We start from the raw sequence: 20,001 nt of genomic DNA, 5'->3' as shown, positions 1-20,001 counted from the left end.
AGTCTAGAGCGATAACAGCCGTTTTAGCTTACTCTACTTCTTTATTCTCGCTAGAGAGCGATTGTACCTCTTTTTCTTTCTGAGCCATATATTTCTCGGGCAGTTGCAGCGCAGCTGCCGGCGTATCTTCATTCAACCAATTGTCGATCATAACCTTCACATTTGACAAGTCCTCTTCATCGGCAAAATAATACCAAATCCCGCCGCTGACAAGCCTTCTGCCCTCTCCCGTGAGAGAATGGCTGTAGATGTGCCGCTCCTTCGAAAGCAGCAGCGACTGAGCCAGGTCAAGCATTTGGTCAGGACGCATATCCGTCTCGAAGTTGTTGCCCATAATATCAATCAACTCCGGAATCTTCGTCCATTGATTCATGCTTGATGCCTTATCCATCATCGCGCCTAGGAATGTCTGCTGACGCTCCGTCCGGCTAATATCGCCGCCCGCATCCTCGCGGTAGCGCACATAATAGAGCGCATCTTGACCGTTATAGCTGCTCTGCCCGCCTTTGATCGTGAACTTCTCATGATTCGGATCCTTATTAACGATATCCTCTTCTATCGGAAGCGAGATGCCGCCAAGGGCGTCAATCGCCTCTCGGAAGCCTTCGAAGTTGATCGAAGCGTAGTAGTTGATCGGCGCATCGAACAAGTTCTCCACCGTGTCCATCGCCATTCCAGCTCCGCCGAATGCATACGCATGGGTGATTTTATCCTCTTTGTCCTTGCCTACGATTTCCGTGTACGTATCCCGAGGGATCGAGACCATTAGCAGATTGCCGTCAGACGGCCGTACGACCGTATAGATCATTGTATCCGAACGTCCAATCTCCTTGTCCCGTTGATCGACCCCAAGCAGCAGCACGGAGAACGGCTCCTGCTCCTCTACAGTGAAGTTTACCGGCATCGGCTCACGTCCAAGAACCGGTTTATATGTTTTCTCCAGCTGTTTCTCTATTTGTCCGGCAACGAACCAATCGAATCCGAGCGCAGCCAGCGCGCCTCGATTAAAATACCCGGCAACTGCGGCGATGACCAATATGGCAGCTGTCGCCGACAGCCATTTATACTTTCTTTTCATAGCAGATTGCTCCCATTCACTCTGTTGTCACTTTCGCTCATCTTACATTCTAGACGATCTATTATAACAACAGGTTACAAAACTTTTACAACGGATTGGTGGCAAATGTGGAAAAATGCAGATAAAACTTGTAAATGATTAGATATTCAAAAAGAGGTCTATTGGCTCTCGGCATCGAATACAATCATTGCATAAATATGTTAATAGGAAAGGGTGAACAATAGTTATGCAACATCCATCCATCAATCCCGACAGCTCATCGACTGGTCTTGATCCAAAGGTTGCAGCATTGCTTTGTTATTTAGCCGGCTTCATTACAGGAATCATCTTCCTGGTTATCGAGAAGCAAAGCCGTTACGTCAGACTGCATGCCATGCAGTCGACTGTTATTTTCGCGGCAATCTTGATCATCAACATCGTTTTGGGCTTCATTCCGTTCCTTGGCTGGCTGCTTGGGCTTCTGCTATCGCTGGCTACCTTCGTGCTTTGGATTGGTCTTATGGTGCTCGCGCTGCAAGGCAGAATCTATAAGCTTCCTATCGTAGGCGACTTCTGCGAGAAACAGCTAAGCAGATTCTAAACTCGGCACTCTCAGCTAGCGTACTACATGCAGCGCTAACCTAAACCGTGTTTTCTTCGATCTGCCTTCGTGAGACTGGCAACAACGAGCTCATAGGAATGATCAATCATCGCATGCAGCTCCTCTTCGGACAAGGAAGCATCGATATGCACGGTATTCCAATGCTTCTTGTTCAAGTGATAACCGGGCTTCACGGCTTCGTGCTGTTCGCGCAAGTTTTGGGCGATGACGGGATCGCACTTAAGGGAGATCGATTGATCGCCGAATAAGGCGAACATTTTGCCTGCGACCTTCATCACGAGCGGTTCGGGACCAAACGGATATTCCTCTGTTGCGCCCGTCATCTGCGCGCAATACATAACAAGCTGCTGCATACCATCATTCTCCTCTCCATTCGTTAGTCATCATCCATTATAACGAATACAATAGAGGATTCGCATCTCTATTGTCATTTCAGCGCCAATAGGCTGCCCGCCGCTCACTTTCGAGCGTAGGGCAGCCTATTCGCTGTTTCTTTTATTGAATATGGATTAAGCGGCTCCCTCTTGACGTTCCTTCGGAAACAACAGCTTAAGCAGCGGTGGCGTTACGAGCGTCGTAATAATGACCACCATAACGACTGAAGTGAAATAGACAGAAGGCAACAGACCCGATTGCAAGCCTGATGCGGCGATAATAAGCGCCACTTCCCCCCTCGATACCATTCCCGCTCCGATCACTAGCGAAGATCTTGTATTGAAACCTGTTAATCGCGCACCGATCCCGCCGCCTAACAGCTTCGCCGCAATGGCCACGATGGAAAATATCACAATGAAGGTAATCTGATTTCCGAGCCCTATGAACGTAATATTGAGTCCGATGCTGACGAAGAAAACGGGCACGAACAGCGCGTTGGCTACAACCGCTACCTTCGTATCAACCTCATGCTGGAACGACGTCTGCGAGATAGCAATTCCCGCTGCGAAAGCACCGATAATGCCCGCTACACCCATCCATTCAGCGAAGTAGGCACTGGTCAGGCATACGATAAGAGCGCCGCTTATGACCGTCTCCGTCACTTTAAGACGCGAGATCAGCTTCATGAAAGGCGGTATGACCCATATAGCGGCAGCTATAATTACGATGAAGAACAACGCCTTCTTACCGATCAGTACCGGCAATGATACATCGCCGCCTCCTCCTAGCATGCTCATCATAACCGCGAGCAACACAACAACTACAACATCGTCCACAACCGCTGCGCCAAGTACCGTCGTCCCTTCCCTTGAACCAAGCTGATTCATCTCCTTCAGCGTTTGAACCGATATGCTGACGGAGGTGGCGCATAACAGTAAGCCTAGGTAAAGCGACTCGTTACTCGTGAGCCCGAAAGCTTCGGCTATGGCGTAGCCGCCTATGAAAGGCAGTATAACGCCGCCAAGCGCTACGGCGAACGCAGACTTCCAATTATCGCGGAGCTGCTTCATGTCTGTCTCCAGACCGGCGATGAACATTAATAGCAGAACACCGATTTCGGCCATATGATCAATGAATTCACTTGGCTCCACCCATCCGAGCAGTGCAGGGCCTATAATAATGCCGGCAATCAGCTTGCCTAACACGGAAGGCTGGCCAAGCCGCACGGAGAGATGACCTGCAAGCTTCGTTGCAACAATAATGATGGCTAATTGCAGGATGAATAGCATGATGGTTCCCTCCAAACAATGTTACTAATATACAACGGGGGTTCGTATTTATTCATACGAACCCCCGAAAATAAACAGAGGAGCCCGCTGGTGGCAGGCTCCTCCGATTATTGCTTATTCAATTAGCGACTATTCAGTCGTGTATGGAAGCAATGCGATTTGACGCGAACGTTTAACAGCGATAGTAAGCAAGCGTTGGTATTTCGCGCTTGTACCCGTTACACGACGTGGCAAGATTTTGCCGCGCTCGCTGATGAACTTCTTGAGCAAATCAGTATCTTTATAATCAATGTTCGTAATTTTGTTTACAGTGAAGAAACATACTTTACGACGTTTGTTACGGCCGCCTTTACGTCCGCTGAACTTACGTTCTGGACGCTCATCTCCGCCGTTATCTCTTTGCTTGAAAGCCATGAGTCATATCCTCCGTTTCGCAATAAATTAAAATGGCAAATCATCTTCCGAAATATCAATCGGGCGTCCGTCATCCTGGAACGGATCACGGCTGTTGCTATTCGAGTTATTACCGGAACGATTGCCGCCGCCATTAGAAGAGTTGCCTCCGCCGTATGAGCTGCCTCCGCTGCTATTGCTTGTACCGCCGCCGGAAGCACTGTACCCGCTGCCGCCCTCTTCACGCGCTCCGCCTTCTTTGTTGGATTCCAAGAACCGAACGTTATCAGCGATAACTTCCGTCACGTAGACGCGTTTGCCTTCGTTGTTCTCGTAATTCCGCACTTGAATGCGTCCTTCAACCGCTGTTAAGCGGCCTTTGCGTAAGTAGTTGGCGCAAGTCTCAGCAAGCTGCCGCCAAGTTACGACCGGGATGAAATCCGCTTCGCGCTCGCCCTGTCCGCTCGTGAACGGACGGTCAACCGCAATCGTAAACTGCGTTACCGCAACACCCGCAGGCGTATAGCGAAGCTCGGGGTCTCTCGTCAATCTGCCAATCAGTATAACACGGTTCAACATCGTTTCCGACCTCCCAATCGCTTGCGTTGACTAGACTTAAGCTACGTCTCTGACGATCAATGTACGGATAACTTCATCCGTAATCTTCATGACGCGGTCAAGTTCATTCACAACTTCAGTCGTTGCGTTGAAATGTACCAGTACAAAGTACCCGTCACGAAGCTTATTGATCTCATACGCAAGACGGCGTTTTCCGATCACGTCTGATTTCGTGACTTCTCCACCGTTGGAGATAATGCCATTGAATTTATCAACGAGAGCTTGAAGAGCCTCTTGCTCAACGTCTGGACGAATGATGTACATTACTTCATATTTGCGCATATTGTTTCACCTCCTTTTGGACTAACGGCCCCATAAATGGAGCAAGGAACGAGCCATAGGCTCGCATCTCTATACTATATCAAATTGAATACCACATGACAAGTGCGCTTTAATTGTAAAATAAAGAGAAGCCGTCCCTCACTCGTTGTGAAGGTACGGCTCTTCTAAATTTATTACTTCACGATGCTTTCCAATACATCATCGATGACTTGGGAGAAAGCTACCGTTCCCCCATACAGCCAGCTCGACGAAGCTGGATACTCATAAATATTGCCGCTCTTTACAGCCGGAATCTCTTTCCAGATCGGATCGTTAAGCATCTCGGAACCTGAATCCTTGTCGCTGTTGATCAAGAACAAGTGGTCAGCATCCAGCTCAGCCAGTTTCTCAAGCGAGATCGCCTTCCAGTTGCCGCCTTCTGTAGCGGAAACCTCTTTTACGACCTCTGGCACTGGAATGCCGAGTTCTTCATACAGCAAGGAACCTGTAGACAAACCTTCACTTACCATATAGAAGTTTTTCCCTACCAGCCAGATCGCTGCTGCGGATTCGCCTGGCGCTGCTGCTGCGATTTTTTCCTTTGCTTCTTTTGCTTTGGCATCATACGTCTCCAGCGCCTTCTTAGCTTCTGCATCTTTGCCCAATACTTCGCCGACTTTGAGCAATGCTTCGCGCCAGTTGTTATTGATGTCATCACCAAGAACAAAAGTAGGGGCTATTTTGTTATATTGATCGTATTTTCCTTCGACTGTTGAACTCATGCCCACAATAATAAGGTCCGGCTCCAAAGCAGTTACCGCTTCGAATGGAAGATCATGCGCCAGCGTTGGCACCCCTGCAAGATCACCTTGCAGATAATCCTGAATCCCGTTCGGCACTGACCATTGCGCTACAGGTTTAACGCCTAGAGCAATCAAGTGATCCTCCAGGTAGGATGCGATAATGCGTTGCGGATTCGCAGGAATCTTAACTTCGTTGCCTAGTCCATCCACTAACGTTCTCTCTTCAGCAGCGGCCGGTGCATCTGTTGCAGCAGGTGCATTCGTTGCCGCATTACCGGCATTTTTATTATTATCGCTTGCTCCGCATGCTGCGAGCCATAACGACATAACCATCAAACTAATCAATACGAGCATAAATTTCTTATTGCGTAATACCAAAGTACTTCCCCCTAATAAGTAGTTTCTCATGAAACGCACAACACCGCACGTCTTAGATGCCTTTAAGATGATAACAATTCTCATTATCAAAGTCAATCGTTCAAATTTCGGCAAATTTATGAACATGCCTTGTGACAACCGTATTCTGCTACTTATGCGATAAGCGTTTGCTGCTCATACTAAAGTCCGAGCGACCGTAGACAGTTGCTCAGTATTATCAAATCAATAGCACTGGAGGCGAGCAGCATGGGCGAATGGACCTTATTTTCACCGGGCGACAAAGCTCCTAATGACGGCACTTATATTGAGGATGGAGTCAATTCGTATCATATGGGGATACAGAACCCGAAGAAAGTGACGCTTAGTAAGGGCCAGCGTTTTCCCGACACGTCGAATCACGAGCGTAAGTGGAAACGAATAGGTCATTAATTTTTTGTAAATGCGATGAATAGTAAAGCGAATATCGGGTCATATTAATATCGACGGTGATTAGAGAGGTGTGGTTCCGTTGAACCGTTTGGTGAAAGGGCCTTTAGAGGATTTCGTCCACTCAGTTTAGAAGCGGAGGGTTGTGCCAAAGACTACCGTCTGTAACACACGCGCATTCGAGCAACCATATATACACCGTTCAAACGGATATGTATGTCTGTGCTCAAAAGGGTAATGAAGCTATCAGCTGATTTGTTCCGATTGACGAATGATGGCTCATGCTTTCTGTAATTTGTAGTGTGAATTGATCGACTCAACTTATCAAACACCGTCCAAGGAGAGAGCTCGCGAGAGCTCTCTTCTTGCTTGTGGTTTCATTTATGCCAAGCTTTAGCTGGCCGATCAGTCGGATAGCCGTGCTCGTTTCTGTACGCTTTACGCTCGGCGGTAAAGTCCCACCACTGCTTCTCGCTGCCTGGATGCTGGGCATGATGGACAGCCAGCCGCATTACATCCTCTACGCAAGGATCCATCCAGACGCCATGCAGCTTCTCTAGACGATTAACAAGCTCCTCGCCGCTCTCTCCCCCATCCTTAATATCCTGCAGCGTGTGAAAACCCAGCTCAACAAGATTATGCGCTAGTGATGGACCAATAGAGGGTACTCGCTGAAACTGCGCTAAGGCGCATAGTAGACTCGCCCTGTCTTCGCTAATATCCAGACTCCTAGCCAATTCAGCTTGGCTGTAGTCAGCTATCTGAGCTAACTTGATCTTCAACGCTCTAAGGCGTTTGCGTTCATTGTCGATTAACGGCAGCTTTGGCGTACTCATTGGTTGCACCCTCATTTCTCTTCAATATTAAGGCACAAAAAAAACGATCCGCGTGCGAATCGTTTGACTGTTAGTTATAAGTGGCGGAGAAGGTGGGATTCGAACCCACGCACGCTTTGACACGCCTAGCTGATTTCGAGTCAGCCCCCTTGGGCCTCTTGGGTACCTCTCCGCATTCAAGACAAAATTTATCTTAACATATAGGACAGACTATTGCAACACTTAATATAAAATAATTTTGATCTCGCAGTTCCACTATTATTGCTGCTCTTCCTCAGCCTTTGACCTAAGTACCTTTTTCATGTTTTTCTCGAACTTCGCTCGCGGCACGAGAACGCTATGCTTGCAGCCTACACATTTGATTCGTATATCCATCCCCATGCGTATAATCTCCATTTCATTCGATCCACAGGGATGCTGCTTCTTCATTAGAACAATGTCCCCAAGCTCGAATTGCTTACGCTCCATCCTTCACGCCTCCCTTCTCATTCCGTTGAAAGGTAACCATCCTCGGATACGGAATTTCGATCCCATTTTCATCGAGCGCTTTCTTAATCACAATATTCAGCTTACGCGCCATCACTGGATGTGTATTCGGCTTGCATTCAGCTATGATTCGAACCGTTACGCCAGATGCCGCAATGGTCTGAATACCGAGCACCTCCGGTGCATTAACCAAATTCTCATCCTGCATGCCAGCCATCGTCTTCCGGATAACTTCAAGTGCGCGATCGACGTCTTCTTCGAAAGCGACTGCTACATCGACAACAGCAAGTGTATTGTTGATAGAGAAGTTCGTTACTTCATTTATCATTCCATTCGGAATAATATGTATCTCGCCTGTCCAGCTTTGTATCCGGGTTGTTCGAAGTCCGATCATCTCTACCGTGCCTTTGAACAGCCCCGTCTGGATAACATCGCCTACAGCGAACTGGTCCTCTAAGACAATGAAGAAACCCGTAATGACATCCTTCACCAAGCTCTGCGCACCGAACCCGATCGCAAGCCCAAGTACGCCCGCTCCTGCCAGCAACGGCCCAAGATTTATTCCGAATTCAGACAATATGAGCATGCCCGCTATAAAATAAATAACGTAAGAAGCGACATTATTCATTAGCTTACCGACCGTCGTCATTCTTCTGCCTTGGCTGGATGGCCGCTTCGCTTCCCGATCCAGCACAACACGGTTAATCGTCTTATGAATAATCCATACGGCAATCCGGCATATAACCAGAATAAGAACGATGCGCAGCACCGAAGAGCCAAAGCCTTGCCATAGTTCCTTGTCAGTCACCCAATTTACACTGTTTGTATACAATTCTCGAATGGACATTGGGTTCATCCCTCCATTGCCTTTATCCCTCTTAGCTCAAGCTAACCTAAATGTCTATTTGGATATATCCTGCAACCGTATCCGGCTTGAATATGCCTCTTATTTCTACATGTTCCTGCTCGATGACATCCTTAACCGTCTCCATATCCTCTTCTGGAAAATGAATCGATAAGGCGCAGCCTGCCGTAATTTCTTTCGGCGTTGGACAAATATCAATATCAACTTCAGCGTATTCCAGCAGCATCTCCGCCCGTAGCGCCTGCTGCGTGGAGTCAAATGCAATTAGCATACGCACCTCCAACATTTCAGTTCGTACTTTTTTACTATGTGAGCCTACGTATAAAATGGTTGTCCTATCCATATACTAGTATCATATTTGCAATTAGCGGAGGGATTCTATGAAGCTACCATTTATGAAGGAAACACCTTTGAAGGTACCTTACACGACCGCGAATGTAGTCGGGCTGCTTGTTAACCGGCTAACCTCAATGCTCGATGAACAAGCTGGCAAACGCCCCCTTGTTATTGTATGCGTCGGCACTGACCGCTCGACCGGCGATTCGCTTGGTCCGCTTATCGGTACTTCCTTGTCCAAATTCAGAAGTCCTCATTATGCCTTGTTCGGTACGCTGGAAGAACCTGTTCATGCCATGAATCTAGAAGAAACTCTTCTAGAAATCAATCGCCGATTCCATAAGCCTTTTATCATCGGCATTGATGCCTGCCTCGGCCAAGTTTCCAGCGTGGGCTCTATACAAGTCGGCTCAGGTCCGGTTCGTCCAGGCGCCGGCGTGAACAAAGACCTGCCTCCTGTTGGTGATATGCATATTACCGGTATCGTTAATGTTGGCGGATTCATGGAGTATTTTGTTCTGCAGAACACTCGCTTGCACTTGGTTATGAAGATGGCGGACATCATTTCCTTAAGCCTATTCACTGCTGTAGCGAATTCCGTCCATATTGCGTCCAGTACCCGTGAACAAACCGCTGCCTCCGACTACACATCCCATTTGCATCTATAAATGATAGGAGTCCATATAACCGCTGTGTGGCCCTTATTACTTCGCTGTCTGAATCGCTTTACGTTCTTCCGGTGTTAGCGGATACGGGGACTCGCCCTTCTCAATTGGTTTGGCATACACGTACGTATTTTCTCTGCTATGAATGCCCGATAGTACTGCCCCATCATTCAATTCATTTACAATCGCGATGGAGAAGCTTAAGTCGCTTCCTTGCTCTGCGAATGCGTTATAACGAAGCACACCAACTCTGCTCTTCTGCTCCGGCAGCGCTTGCTCTACTGTAGCGAGCTGCGTCTGCAAACGTTGAATGGTTTGAGCTTGTTCTCTCAGCCCATCCTTCATTTCAACGATTACATCTTCGAAGTTTGTTATGCCCGTATTCCCCATCACCTCAGTATATTGTTTCCTTAATCGTTTCAACTTACTGCCCAGCACCGCGATCCAAATGAATAAAATAATAACGAATAAAGCTACTACTGCCGTTACTGCATTCATCGGATTTGTCGTCCAGTCTTCCATGGTTGTCTTCCGCCCCCATTTTAATTCTACAATCCGTAGTTCTTCGTTATCTCCGTCATCGCATTCGTCAAGGCATCAACTTCATCCTCTGTTGTGAACAAGCCTACACTTGCTCTTATTGCACCTGTAGATGTTGTTCCGGCGCATGCATGCGCGAGCGGCGTACAGTGGAAGCCTGCTCTTACTGCAATGCTATAATGCTGATCGAGTATGAAGGACAGTTCAGATGGATCAATTCCATCTACAACAAATGCAACAATTCCTGTACGCTGCTTGCCAAGCTTCGGACCTAACAGCCTCAATCCCGGTACCGTACTTAGCCCCTCCATCATTCGCTGAGCGAGCGTCCATTCTTTAGTATGGATGTTCTGTACTGTCTCATTCAGCACATACTGCACGCCTGCTCTTAGCCCTGCTAGGCCAGGCGTATTTTGCGTCCCCGCTTCGTACCGATCAGGTCTTACCTGAGGCTGTTCACGCGCCTCAGACTGGCTTCCAGTGCCGCCATGCAGCAATGGCACCAGATCCACCTCAGGATCGATATACAAGCCTCCTGTGCCCTGTGGGCCAAGCAACCCTTTATGTCCTGGAAATGCCAACAGATCAATACCCATCCCTCTTACGTCCACTGGAAGAATACCTGCACTTTGCGCTGCATCTACAAGAAGCTTTATGCCTTTACTTTTCGTCAGTTCAGCTATCTTATCTATGGGTATAATCGTTCCGAGCAGGTTCGAACTGTGATTTGCAACAACTAACGTTGTATTGGACTGTATAGCTGCGGCAACATCGTCAACATTAATGTTCCCTCGTTCGTCCCCTTCTACATACGTCACTTCAATGCCAATCGTTTGCTCTAAATAATATAGAGGCCTTCTAACTGAATTATGTTCAACGGATGTCGTAATGACATGGTCACCTGGTTTGACCCATCCTTTAATCGCCATATTTAGCGCCATCGTTGTATTTGAAGCGAATGCGATGTCATTTGGGTTTTTTATATTAAACAGTTTGGCAAGCTGCTTACGCGTATCGAACAATACGCGACTAGCTCTTACCGCCATCGCATGGCTGCCTCTCCCTGGATTAGCAGCATCATGGAGCATAGCCTGTACAACCGCGTCTGTCACCTGTGGCGGTTTAGGCCACGAGGTAGCGGCATGATCTAAATATATGAGCGGCTGTTCGCCATTCCCCACTCCAATCACATCCTTCTATAATATTCGTAATTAATATACCTTTTAAGGCATAACAATGGCATACCTTAGTTTAATCTTTCAAATCGAAGATTACAACTCGGGTATGCCATTGTTCAGCAGGTATTATGCCATGTATTGAAGCAGTTCCAATAGTCGTTCCAAATCCTGCTTACTATAATATTGGAGCTCTATTTTACCTTTATCCTTTTGCTGCTTAATCTTCACTGTCGTCTTAAACCGATCTCGTAAAGACTCTTCCAAATGATCGATATACGGATCGCGTTTTTTCTGACTAAGCTTCGTTTTGCTTTCCGGTTGTTTGGCGTCAAGTTTCTGTATCGCTTCTTCCAGATCACGAACAGTCCATTCTTGACTCACGATGCGATCAGCGAATTCTCTCTGAATCACTTCGTCCTTAATACCGACTAACGCCCTAGCATGACCCATTGATATTGTTCCACGTGAAACATTATCTTTGATTTCCGTCGGAAGACTTAATAGTCTAACGAAGTTCGCAATATGGGAACGAGATTTACCTACCTTCATCGACAACTCTTCTTGTGTTAATTTGAACTTATCCATAAGCGCTTGATAAGCAATAGCTGTTTCAATCGCATTCAGATCTTCACGTTGAAGATTTTCAATGAGGGCAATCTCCATTACTTGCTGATCGGAGAAGCTTCTTACTACTGCAGGAACGGTTGTGTTGCCGCAAAGTTGAGATGCGCGGAAACGCCTCTCCCCTGCAATAATCTCATATCCCTTAAGCACTGTGCGAACGATGATCGGCTGAATAACGCCATGCTGCTTAATGGATTCAGCTAATTCCTTAATGGAATCCTCATCAAACGTTTTACGCGGTTGATATGGATTCGGTCGTAGCTGTGCTAACGAAACATCAATGACTTTATCGTCATCATTGACAGATAGCGATGGTATTAGTGCGTCTAATCCTCTACCTAGCCGCTTGCTCATACGTTATCACTTCCTTCGCGAGTTCAAGATAAACTTCCGCGCCTTTGGATCGTGGGTCGTAGGTGATAATCGCTTGCCCGTGTGAAGGAGCTTCGCTCAGACGCACGTTGCGCGGAATGATGGTTTGGTACACTTTTTGTTGAAAATACTTTTTGACTTCTTCGATAACTTGAATACCAAGATTCGTTCTTGCATCAAGCATCGTAAGCAATACACCTTCGATTTGCAGTGTCGTATTGAGATGCTTCTGAACAAGTCGAACTGTATTCAATAGCTGACTCAAACCTTCAAGCGCATAATATTCGCATTGAATTGGAATCAGAACGGAGTCAGCAGCCGTTAAGGAGTTAATCGTCAATATACCCAATGAAGGTGGGCAATCGATAAGAATATAGTCGAACTGATCTTTAACCATGTGCAAAGACTTCTTAAGTCTAAGCTCACGCGAGATCGTAGGTACTAATTCAATTTCAGCGCCTGCAAGCTGTATCGTTGCAGGTATTATTTTTAAGCCAGGAACGTTCGTTTCTACCATAGCATCCTTAGGATGGACTTCATTAATAAGCACATCATAAATACAATTGGCTACATCCGCCTTGTTGATGCCAAGCCCGCTCGTTGTGTTTCCTTGAGGATCTATATCAACGAGCAACACTCTTCTACCCAACGACGCTAGACATGCAGCCAAATTAACGGACGTAGTCGTCTTACCGACACCGCCCTTCTGATTGGCAATAGCAATTATTTTGGACAAAACTGTCTCACCTCTTATGCAAAACTATTATAAAACACCATACACAAGCGAGATGCTCGTGCCTCTTCATTGTTGAAATTACGGCTACAAATGGCATCGCCGCCCTCAGCGAGGGCGGCATCGAGCATGATTCATTGCTGCTATAAGTAACAGTGCTTAGCAGCTATGTGTATCATTTTATAACGAATATAAGTATCGATCATTGCTATCTTTTTGGAATTTGGATGACGATTTCATAATGATCGTCATGATCCTTCTCGTTTGTCTTAATTTGCAGACCTGATCCAGATACCATCTCAATCGATTGACGGATCGTGTTCAACGCAAGACGTACATCTTTCGTGAACGATATGCGCTTAGCTTTCTTCAGCTTCGTCGACTCTTTCAGAAAGGCGATTCGAACCTCAGTTTGCTTCACATTCAAATCTTTAGTTAGTATTTCTTCCAAAACCTTATGCTGCAGCTCTTCATTATCCAAGGAAAGAAGTGCGCGGGCATGTCGTTCTGTAATTTTTCGTTCCGCTAGCGCTTGCTTGATGGTGTCACTTAGCGCCAACAATCTGAGCTTATTAGCGATGGTTGATTGACTTTTGCCAAGCCGCTGCGCCAAGCTTTCCTGCGTTAATTCATGCAACTCTATAAGCTTCTGATAGGCAATCGCTTCTTCTATAGCGGTTAACCCTTCACGTTGCAAGTTCTCAATAAGAGCAATTGAAGCCGTCTGCGAATCATTGAATTCTCGCACAATGCCTGGAATCGTATCGTACCCGAGCTTAGTTACAGCACGCCAACGGCGTTCTCCAGCGATAATTTCATACCTGCCATTACGCATACGGACCACAATAGGTTGAATAACACCATGTGTCTTAATCGTTTGGCATAATTCATCAATACGATCATCATCGAAGATCGTACGTGGCTGAAACGGGCTCGCATCAATATCCTGAATTGGAATCTGACGAACCTCTTCTTGCGCGATGCGCTGCTCGGATAAGCCGAATAAACGAGAAAATTGTTCTTTCATATCGATAATTACCACCCGATCATGAGATAAACCTTCCAAGCCATCTTATTTCCTTGCTATCTCGCTACCATTTTTACGTAGGAATATCACGCTTCATTGATGATTATCCTGTAAAGTCTAATTATAAACCTATTACCAGGCATCATCAAGCACGATCAATCAGTGCTGTAGTCTTACGTCTTAGATTGAATCATGCACAGAAAAATAAACCTACTGATTGATAGAAATGCTCGAGGAACAACATGAAAGAATGATAGATTAGAAGGTTTTTGCAATAAACTCGCTTTAACAGCAGGATTGGATGCTCCTGACTAACCATCAGTTAAGTATTAAGCTATATCAGCTTAATCAGCTTTAGTCATGGTATAAGTGGAGCTTCCTCCTCCTATTGTGATGTTAAGCGTTAGAAACTGTCGCAACTACGAGCCAACAAGCTTATATCACGTCCATTACATCCATAACAATATAATTCGACTTAACGAGGTCTATCTCCTGCTTGATAATCGTTCAATTCCATATAAATATGCAAATGCTCAACAGGTAATTTTGAATGTTCCACGTGAAACATTTATCACTCCATCTTAACCAATAAGCGGTTGCTTAAGTGGTGTGCCTGCTTTTCTTGGGTATTTACGTGGCGTCGCGTCAAGCTTCTCTATAATGACGATATGTCGTTCCGATTGTTCATTCGGAAGCTGCAGCTGATGCTGCGCTTTGATTTTCGCCTTAAGCTCACGCAAGCTGAATGACGCCTCTCGCACCTCTTCCTCCGATTGGGAACCTTTCATAGCAGCGAATAACCCACTTTTACGAACGAAGGGTAAACAAAACTCATTTAATACATTCAATCTTGCAACCGCTCTTGCAGTAACTAGATCATAGCTATCTCTATGCTCTGGCAGCTTAGCAATATCTTCAGCGCGGCCATGAACACAGGAAACATCCGAAACACCTAATTGCTCCACTAGAAAATTAAGAAACTGGATTCGCTTGTTCAAGGAATCAACGATTGTTACTTTAAGATGAGGGAAACAAATTTTAAGTGGGATACTTGGGAAGCCTGCACCGGAACCAATGTCGGCTATCCTCTCAACCTTATCTATATTTACAAAAAAAGAAAGCGACGCCGAATCGTAAAAATGCTTCTCGTATACGGCGTCCCTTTCCGTTATGCCAGTCAAATTCATCTTTTCGTTCCATTCCACTAACAAACGGAAATAGGTGTCGAATTGTTCAAGCTGATGAGGAGAGAGCGTAATGCCGCTCTCCTCCATACGCGATGTAAACCATTTCAACGTTTGATCCATACGCTTAACTATCCTCTCGCCGCTATTACGCGGTTATAATGCTCAAGATATACAAGCAAGATTGAGATGTCCGCTGGCGTAACGCCGGCAATCCGCGAAGCCTGCCCAATAGACAGCGGACGAATAACAGCCAGCTTCTGCTTCGCCTCGGAAGCAAGACCATGAACCTGGCTATATTCGATATCATCCGGAATACGTTTCTTCTCCATCTTATTAAGACGCTCTACTTGAATCAGCTGCTTCTCGATATATCCTGCATATTTAATTTGGATCTCAACTTGCTCCTTCATCTCTTCCGTCAATTCATGTTCCGAAGAAGGGACAACCGTCTCCACCATCGCATACGTAATTTCAGGTCTTCTTAACAGCGACAACGCATCGGCTCCATTCGTCATTGGAGTAGATCCAGCAGCTGTCAGCATCTCAAGCACATCGTCCGGCTTCACTTTTGTCGATTTCAATCGTTCAATCTCAAGCTCAACCAGTTCTTTCTTGCGAAGGAACTTGGCATACCGCTCTTCCGAAATAAGACCGATCTCATGACCAATAGGCGTAAGACGAAGATCCGCATTATCGTGGCGAAGCAACAGACGATATTCGGCACGAGACGTCAGCAATCGATAAGGATCATTCGTCCCTTTCGTTACGAGATCATCGATCATAACACCGATATAACCTTGCGAACGATCAATAATGATAGGCTCTTTGCCTTGTACTTTGCGCGCTGCGTTAATACCCGCAATGATCCCTTGTCCTGCTGCTTCTTCATAACCGGATGTTCCGTTGATTTGTCCAGCTGTGAATAACCCATCAACGACCTTTGTCTCCAGGGACGGCCAAAGCTGTGTCGGTACTACCGCATCGTATTCAATTGCGTAACCGTTACGCATCATCTCAACATTTTCCAAACCTGGGATTGACCGTAAAATTCCAAGCTGTACATCCTCAGGCATACTTGTGGATAACCCTTGGACATAATATTCCGATGTATGCATACCTTCTGGCTCAAGGAAAATCTGATGCTTCGGTTTATCTGCAAAACGGACAATTTTATCTTCAATAGATGGGCAATAACGCGGCCCAGTCCCTTCGATCGCACCTGAGAACATCGGCGCGCGGTGCAAGTTATCGTTGATAATCTTATGTGTTGCTTCAGATGTGTACGTCAGCCAACAAGGCAACTGTTCGTTATCCGACGACTCCGTCTCATGAGAGAAGAACTTCGGCGACTCGTCGCCAGGCTGAATCTCCGTCTTGGAGAAATCAATCGTATCCTTATGAACGCGCGGCGGCGTACCTGTCTTAAAGCGGACAAGCTCGAACCCGTGCTCCTTCAAACTCGCGGACAGCCTTACAGAAGGCTGCTGGTTGTTCGGGCCGCTTTCATACATAAGCTCACCCATAATGATTTTGCCGCGCAAGTACGTGCCTGTTGTAACGATAACAGCGCGTGCGCGATATTCTGCGCCTGTCTTCGTTGTAATGCCCACAATCTTGCCCTCTTCGACAATGATCTCCTCTGCCATCCCTTGTCTCAGTGTCAGATTATCGGTCTCTTCAATCGTCTTCTTCATCGTATGCTGATAATCGAATTTATCCGCTTGCGCACGCAGCGCATGAACAGCCGGCCCCTTGCCCGTATTCAGCATCCTCATTTGAATAAACGTTTTGTCGATATTGCGTCCCATCTCGCCGCCCAATGCATCAATCTCGCGCACGACATGGCCTTTCGCCGGTCCGCCGATAGACGGATTACACGGCATGAATGCAACCATATCCAGGTTAATCGTTAAGAGCAGCGTATTGCAGCCCATCCTTGCCGAAGCAAGCGCTGACTCGCAGCCCGCGTGACCAGCTCCAATAACGATAACGTCAAATTCACCAGCTAAATAACCCATTATTTATCCCTACTTCCCTAAACAGAACTGTGAAAAGATTTGATCAATTAATGAATCGCCTACTTCATCGCCAAGAATCTCGCCAAGCGACTCCCAGGCCGACCGCACATCAATCTGTATAACATCTATTGGAATTCCCATATTCGACGCCTCAATGGCATCGACGAGCGATTGATTCGCGCGCTTCAGCAAAGAAATATGCCGAACATTGCTTACATATGTCAGATCATTCGCTTCAAGCTGGCCTTCGAAAAACATTTCGCTAATCGCCTGCTCCAATCGATCGAGCCCACGCTCTTCAAGCACCGACATTCGTACGATCGAATCGGCCGGAACGAACTGCTCCACCACCTCAATTTCTAATTGATGCGGCAAGTCAGTCTTATTGAGGATAACAATGACAGAACGACCAGCTAATTGCTCCAATAATTCGCGATCACCGGGCTGCAAAGGTTCATTATAATTCAGAACGAGCAAGATCAGCTCTGCTTCCTCCAGCGCCGAGCGCGAACGTTCAACACCAATCTTCTCGACGACATCATCAGTATCCCGAATACCCGCGGTATCGAGCAGGCGAAGCGGAATGCCGTTTAACGTAACGAATTGCTCGATCACATCACGAGTCGTACCCGGTATATCGGTGACAATCGCCTTGTTCTCTTGCGTCAGTACGTTCATGAGCGACGACTTTCCAACATTCGGACGCCCAACGATAGCGGTCAATATACCTTCTCGCAATATTTTGCCTTCGTTTGCCGTTTTTAACAACTTCCCGATCGATTCAATCGCAGAACCGCATTGCTCACGTATATAAGCACTCGTTAAATCTTCAACATCATGCTCGGGATAATCAATATTAACCTCTATATGTGCTAGCAGTTCAATAACCGTTTGCCTAAGCGCCTTAATCTGCTTCGACAGCGCACCCTCAGCCTGCTTCCTTGCTACCGAGAATGCCCGATCCGACTTCGAACGAATTAGGTCGATAACCGCCTCGGCCTGCATCAGATCAATGCGTCCGTTCAGGAAAGCCCGCTTCGTGAACTCCCCCGGCTCTGCCGTACGGAAGCCCTCCAGCTGCAGCACAACATCAAGCACCTGTTTAACCGCTACTACGCCACCGTGGGCATTGATCTCCACGACATCCTCCGCCGTGAAAGAGCGTGGTCCGCGCATGACGGTCACAAGCACCTCTTCCACCTGCTCACCTGTTGCAGGATCAATAATATGTCCGTAGTTGACCGTATGCGACTGCACATCATTCAAGCTTGTTTTGGATTGAAAAATGGAAGCCGTACCGCTTATCGCATCGGGCCCGCTTATCCGTATAATCGCAATGCCGCCCTCTCCGACTGCCGTCGAAATAGCCGCAATCGTATCCAATATCACCTTTAAGTCAGCACCTCTCAAATGGAAAAACAGCAATGACCATAGGAGCCATTGCTGCGTACCGTATCTAAATATCTATTTGTTGCCTGCCTACTAGCATTACCTAAGCGAGATAACGACTCTCCGATTGGGCTCGTCGCCCTTGCTATAGGTCTTCACCCGAGGATGGTTCTGTAATTGCGAATGAATGACTTTGCGCTCATGCGGAGACATCGGCTCAAGCACAACTTCCTTCTTGGTCCGAATGACTCTGCCCGCAAGGCGTTCCGACAGCTCTTCCAGCGTCTTGCGCCGGCGCTCGCGAAAATCCTCTGCATCAAGGACGATTCGAAGATGACTATCCGAATAACGATTAGCCACAATGTTAACCAAGTACTGTAACGCATCCAACGTTTGTCCGCGACGCCCAATCAGCATACCAAGGTCTCCGCTGCCCGTAACGGCCAGCCTCGTCCCTTCTCTCGTTTGCTTACGATCGATGCTTACTTGCAGCCCCATTGTTCCGGCAATCTCCAGAAGAAACTTCTCAGCTTCTTCCGTAGCATCCGGAATCAATTCAAGCTCAACTTTCGCTTCCTTTGCGCCAAACAATCCGAACAACCCTTTGGTGGGCTGTTCAAGCACAACCTTCTTCACGCGGTCTTCAGTCACTTGCAATTGTGTCAAACCATTACGCACAGCATCGTCTATCGTCTTTCCTGATGCAACGATTTTCTTCATTTCGCGAGGGCCCCCTTACCCTTGTCAGATGAACGCACGTACAGGAAGTAGTTTTGAACGATTGTATAGATATTGCTATATACCCAGTACAGCGGAAGCGCCGACGGGAAGTTGATCGCCATAACGAAGATTAATACAGGGAAGATCGTGAGCATCATGCCCATACCCGGCATCGTTTGCGTTTGCTGCTTCTGCATCATTTTCGACTGAATGAATGTCGTTGCGGCTGCGAGTAATGGAAGCAGGTAATACGTCCATCCTCCATCATTAGCACTCTTGCCTAACTCAAACCACAAAAACGTATGCTCGCGAATATCCGGGTTTTTGTAGATCGAATTGTAGAGCGCGATGAAAACCGGCATTTGCACAATTAGCGGCAAGCAGCCCGCCATCGGATTAACCTGATTCTGCTGGAACAGCTTCATCGTTTCTTCTTGCTGTTTTTGCGGGTTATCCTTATGTTTCTTCTTAATTTCAGCCATCTGAGGCTGAATCGCCTGCATCGCCTTCGAGCTTCGATATTGCTTAAGCGTCAGCGGAAGGATTAACGTTCTTACAATAATCGTCAGCAGCAATATAGCTAGACCGTACGAATCACCGAACCACTTGGCAAATGTATCGAGCGTGATTGCGAAGTAATAAACGACGTTTTTCTCCCAAAAATTGCCCTTCAATAAATCAGCCGTTTCCGTCGTCTGATTCGTAGGAGCTCCACAGCCTGCAAGCACGCCCATAACAAGGACGAGCCCCAATACTAGAAGCCATTTGCGTTTTGAATTCCGAAACAACATGAAAACTCCTCT

24 protein-coding genes and 1 tRNA gene are annotated in these 20,001 nt (G+C 46.9%); 3 read left to right on the top strand and 22 right to left on the bottom strand.

Going from position 1 to position 20,001, the window contains the following annotated elements; genetic code table 11:
* Positions 1–28: 28 nt before the first annotated feature.
* The gene (locus tag V8F51_RS28285) at positions 29–1,078 is read right to left on the bottom strand and encodes an LCP family protein (protein WP_337103855.1); all 1,050 of its coding nucleotides are present in this window, start codon (positions 1,076–1,078) and stop codon (positions 29–31) included.
* Positions 1,079–1,304: 226 nt separating this feature from the next.
* Between V8F51_RS28285 and V8F51_RS28280 the strand changes: the two genes are divergently transcribed.
* Positions 1,305–1,658: a DUF4870 domain-containing protein gene (locus V8F51_RS28280; protein WP_337103854.1), complete on the top strand. Its 354-nt coding sequence runs from the start codon at positions 1,305–1,307 to the stop codon at positions 1,656–1,658.
* Between the two features lie 35 nt (positions 1,659–1,693).
* On the opposite strand, the gene V8F51_RS28275 is transcribed toward V8F51_RS28280, so the two are convergent.
* From V8F51_RS28275 to V8F51_RS28250, 6 genes are all read right to left on the bottom strand, one after another.
* Entirely contained in the window at positions 1,694–2,032 is a 339-nt protein-coding gene (locus V8F51_RS28275; protein ID WP_337103853.1) for an MmcQ/YjbR family DNA-binding protein, read from the bottom strand.
* Positions 2,033–2,188: 156 nt separating this feature from the next.
* Entirely contained in the window at positions 2,189–3,343 is a 1,155-nt protein-coding gene (locus tag V8F51_RS28270; protein WP_337103852.1) for a cation:proton antiporter, read from the bottom strand.
* A 129-nt stretch (positions 3,344–3,472) separates the two neighbouring features.
* Positions 3,473–3,757, bottom strand: coding sequence for a 30S ribosomal protein S18 (gene rpsR / locus V8F51_RS28265; protein WP_337103851.1), 285 nt, complete (start codon positions 3,755–3,757; stop codon positions 3,473–3,475).
* Between the two features lie 27 nt (positions 3,758–3,784).
* The gene (ssb, locus tag V8F51_RS28260) at positions 3,785–4,315 is read right to left on the bottom strand and encodes a single-stranded DNA-binding protein (RefSeq protein ID WP_337103850.1); all 531 of its coding nucleotides are present in this window, start codon (positions 4,313–4,315) and stop codon (positions 3,785–3,787) included.
* A 36-nt stretch (positions 4,316–4,351) separates the two neighbouring features.
* On the bottom strand, positions 4,352–4,636 hold the full coding sequence (gene rpsF / locus V8F51_RS28255; protein ID WP_337103849.1) for a 30S ribosomal protein S6: 285 nt from the start codon (positions 4,634–4,636) through the stop codon (positions 4,352–4,354).
* Between the two features lie 173 nt (positions 4,637–4,809).
* On the bottom strand, positions 4,810–5,796 hold the full coding sequence (locus V8F51_RS28250) for an ABC transporter substrate-binding protein (RefSeq protein WP_337103848.1): 987 nt from the start codon (positions 5,794–5,796) through the stop codon (positions 4,810–4,812).
* A gap of 246 nt (positions 5,797–6,042) precedes the next feature.
* On the opposite strand from V8F51_RS28250, the gene V8F51_RS28245 reads away from it, so the two are divergent.
* Positions 6,043–6,225 carry a YjzC family protein gene (locus V8F51_RS28245; protein ID WP_337103847.1) on the top strand — a complete coding sequence of 61 codons (183 nt, stop codon included), beginning with the start codon at positions 6,043–6,045 and terminating at the stop codon, positions 6,223–6,225.
* A gap of 374 nt (positions 6,226–6,599) precedes the next feature.
* Here the strand turns inward: V8F51_RS28245 and V8F51_RS28240 are convergent, their stop codons facing one another.
* From V8F51_RS28240 to V8F51_RS28220, 5 genes are all read right to left on the bottom strand, one after another.
* A complete protein-coding gene (locus tag V8F51_RS28240) occupies positions 6,600–7,058 on the bottom strand; it encodes a helix-hairpin-helix domain-containing protein (RefSeq protein ID WP_337103846.1) in 459 nt (152 codons plus the stop codon).
* Positions 7,059–7,139: 81 nt separating this feature from the next.
* A tRNA-Ser gene (locus V8F51_RS28235) sits at positions 7,140–7,230 on the bottom strand.
* 86 nt (positions 7,231–7,316) lie between these two features.
* A complete protein-coding gene (locus V8F51_RS28230) occupies positions 7,317–7,526 on the bottom strand; it encodes a DUF951 domain-containing protein (protein ID WP_337103845.1) in 210 nt (69 codons plus the stop codon).
* Positions 7,516–8,391 carry a mechanosensitive ion channel family protein gene (locus tag V8F51_RS28225; RefSeq protein ID WP_337103844.1) on the bottom strand — a complete coding sequence of 292 codons (876 nt, stop codon included), beginning with the start codon at positions 8,389–8,391 and terminating at the stop codon, positions 7,516–7,518. Before V8F51_RS28225 ends, V8F51_RS28230 begins: the two co-directional genes overlap by 11 nt.
* A 46-nt stretch (positions 8,392–8,437) precedes the next feature.
* On the bottom strand, positions 8,438–8,680 hold the full coding sequence (locus tag V8F51_RS28220) for a DUF3343 domain-containing protein (protein ID WP_337103843.1): 243 nt from the start codon (positions 8,678–8,680) through the stop codon (positions 8,438–8,440).
* Positions 8,681–8,789: 109 nt separating this feature from the next.
* On the opposite strand from V8F51_RS28220, the gene yyaC reads away from it, so the two are divergent.
* Positions 8,790–9,413: a spore protease YyaC gene (yyaC, locus tag V8F51_RS28215; RefSeq protein WP_337103842.1), complete on the top strand. Its 624-nt coding sequence runs from the start codon at positions 8,790–8,792 to the stop codon at positions 9,411–9,413.
* Positions 9,414–9,449: 36 nt separating this feature from the next.
* Here yyaC and V8F51_RS28210 read toward each other — a convergent pair whose 3' ends face one another.
* The 10 genes from V8F51_RS28210 to V8F51_RS28165 all read right to left on the bottom strand — a co-directional run bounded on the left by V8F51_RS28210 (position 9,450) and on the right by V8F51_RS28165 (position 19,989).
* Positions 9,450–9,932: a DUF4446 family protein gene (locus V8F51_RS28210; protein ID WP_337103841.1), complete on the bottom strand. Its 483-nt coding sequence runs from the start codon at positions 9,930–9,932 to the stop codon at positions 9,450–9,452.
* Positions 9,933–9,958: 26 nt separating this feature from the next.
* A complete protein-coding gene (locus tag V8F51_RS28205) occupies positions 9,959–11,131 on the bottom strand; it encodes an aminotransferase class V-fold PLP-dependent enzyme (protein WP_337103840.1) in 1,173 nt (390 codons plus the stop codon).
* Between the two features lie 123 nt (positions 11,132–11,254).
* Positions 11,255–12,106, bottom strand: coding sequence for a ParB/RepB/Spo0J family partition protein (locus V8F51_RS28200; RefSeq protein WP_337103839.1), 852 nt, complete (start codon positions 12,104–12,106; stop codon positions 11,255–11,257).
* The gene (locus tag V8F51_RS28195; RefSeq protein ID WP_337103838.1) at positions 12,087–12,860 is read right to left on the bottom strand and encodes a ParA family protein; all 774 of its coding nucleotides are present in this window, start codon (positions 12,858–12,860) and stop codon (positions 12,087–12,089) included. Before V8F51_RS28195 ends, V8F51_RS28200 begins: the two co-directional genes overlap by 20 nt.
* A gap of 205 nt (positions 12,861–13,065) precedes the next feature.
* On the bottom strand, positions 13,066–13,884 hold the full coding sequence (gene noc, locus V8F51_RS28190; protein WP_337103837.1) for a nucleoid occlusion protein: 819 nt from the start codon (positions 13,882–13,884) through the stop codon (positions 13,066–13,068).
* A 581-nt stretch (positions 13,885–14,465) separates the two neighbouring features.
* Complete coding sequence (gene rsmG, locus V8F51_RS28185) at positions 14,466–15,191, bottom strand: 16S rRNA (guanine(527)-N(7))-methyltransferase RsmG (RefSeq protein ID WP_442956501.1); 726 nt, start codon at positions 15,189–15,191, stop codon at positions 14,466–14,468.
* 8 nt (positions 15,192–15,199) lie between these two features.
* Positions 15,200–17,089 (bottom strand): tRNA uridine-5-carboxymethylaminomethyl(34) synthesis enzyme MnmG, encoded by a 1,890-nt coding sequence (mnmG, locus tag V8F51_RS28180; RefSeq protein ID WP_337103836.1) that lies wholly within the window; start codon positions 17,087–17,089, stop codon positions 15,200–15,202.
* Positions 17,090–17,098: 9 nt separating this feature from the next.
* Positions 17,099–18,478, bottom strand: coding sequence for a tRNA uridine-5-carboxymethylaminomethyl(34) synthesis GTPase MnmE (gene mnmE, locus V8F51_RS28175; protein WP_337103835.1), 1,380 nt, complete (start codon positions 18,476–18,478; stop codon positions 17,099–17,101).
* Positions 18,479–18,577: 99 nt separating this feature from the next.
* Entirely contained in the window at positions 18,578–19,198 is a 621-nt protein-coding gene (gene jag, locus V8F51_RS28170) for an RNA-binding cell elongation regulator Jag/EloR (protein ID WP_337103834.1), read from the bottom strand.
* Entirely contained in the window at positions 19,195–19,989 is a 795-nt protein-coding gene (locus V8F51_RS28165) for a YidC/Oxa1 family membrane protein insertase (protein ID WP_337103833.1), read from the bottom strand. Before V8F51_RS28165 ends, jag begins: the two co-directional genes overlap by 4 nt.
* Between the last annotated feature and the right edge of the window lie 12 nt (positions 19,990–20,001).

Origin of the sequence: Paenibacillus sp. YIM B09110, assembly GCF_037167145.1 — a bacterium.
In the GTDB taxonomy this organism is placed as follows: Bacteria; Bacillota; Bacilli; order Paenibacillales; family Paenibacillaceae; genus Pristimantibacillus.
Note: the sequence above shows the minus strand (reverse complement) of the source record. Positions and strands in the feature narration are given on the sequence as shown.

Excerpts from the sequence above, each read along its gene's own strand:
- V8F51_RS28285 (WP_337103855.1), bottom strand. The coding sequence starts at position 1,078 with ATGAAAAGAAAGTATAAATGGCTGTCGGCGACAGCTGCCATATTGGTC.
- V8F51_RS28280 (WP_337103854.1), top strand. The coding sequence starts at position 1,305 with ATGCAACATCCATCCATCAATCCCGACAGCTCATCGACTGGTCTTGAT.
- V8F51_RS28275 (WP_337103853.1), bottom strand. The coding sequence starts at position 2,032 with ATGCAGCAGCTTGTTATGTATTGCGCGCAGATGACGGGCGCAACAGAG.
- V8F51_RS28270 (WP_337103852.1), bottom strand. The coding sequence starts at position 3,343 with ATGCTATTCATCCTGCAATTAGCCATCATTATTGTTGCAACGAAGCTT.
- rpsR (WP_337103851.1), bottom strand. The coding sequence starts at position 3,757 with ATGGCTTTCAAGCAAAGAGATAACGGCGGAGATGAGCGTCCAGAACGT.
- ssb (WP_337103850.1), bottom strand. The coding sequence starts at position 4,315 with ATGTTGAACCGTGTTATACTGATTGGCAGATTGACGAGAGACCCCGAG.
- rpsF (WP_337103849.1), bottom strand. The coding sequence starts at position 4,636 with ATGCGCAAATATGAAGTAATGTACATCATTCGTCCAGACGTTGAGCAA.
- V8F51_RS28245 (WP_337103847.1), top strand. The coding sequence starts at position 6,043 with ATGGGCGAATGGACCTTATTTTCACCGGGCGACAAAGCTCCTAATGAC.
- V8F51_RS28240 (WP_337103846.1), bottom strand. The coding sequence starts at position 7,058 with ATGAGTACGCCAAAGCTGCCGTTAATCGACAATGAACGCAAACGCCTT.
- V8F51_RS28230 (WP_337103845.1), bottom strand. The coding sequence starts at position 7,526 with ATGGAGCGTAAGCAATTCGAGCTTGGGGACATTGTTCTAATGAAGAAG.
- V8F51_RS28225 (WP_337103844.1), bottom strand. The coding sequence starts at position 8,391 with ATGTCCATTCGAGAATTGTATACAAACAGTGTAAATTGGGTGACTGAC.
- V8F51_RS28220 (WP_337103843.1), bottom strand. The coding sequence starts at position 8,680 with ATGCTAATTGCATTTGACTCCACGCAGCAGGCGCTACGGGCGGAGATG.
- yyaC (WP_337103842.1), top strand. The coding sequence starts at position 8,790 with ATGAAGCTACCATTTATGAAGGAAACACCTTTGAAGGTACCTTACACG.
- V8F51_RS28210 (WP_337103841.1), bottom strand. The coding sequence starts at position 9,932 with ATGGAAGACTGGACGACAAATCCGATGAATGCAGTAACGGCAGTAGTA.
- V8F51_RS28200 (WP_337103839.1), bottom strand. The coding sequence starts at position 12,106 with ATGAGCAAGCGGCTAGGTAGAGGATTAGACGCACTAATACCATCGCTA.
- noc (WP_337103837.1), bottom strand. The coding sequence starts at position 13,884 with ATGAAAGAACAATTTTCTCGTTTATTCGGCTTATCCGAGCAGCGCATC.
- rsmG (WP_442956501.1), bottom strand. The coding sequence starts at position 15,191 with ATGGATCAAACGTTGAAATGGTTTACATCGCGTATGGAGGAGAGCGGC.
- mnmG (WP_337103836.1), bottom strand. The coding sequence starts at position 17,089 with ATGGGTTATTTAGCTGGTGAATTTGACGTTATCGTTATTGGAGCTGGT.
- jag (WP_337103834.1), bottom strand. The coding sequence starts at position 19,198 with ATGAAGAAAATCGTTGCATCAGGAAAGACGATAGACGATGCTGTGCGT.
- V8F51_RS28165 (WP_337103833.1), bottom strand. The coding sequence starts at position 19,989 with ATGTTGTTTCGGAATTCAAAACGCAAATGGCTTCTAGTATTGGGGCTC.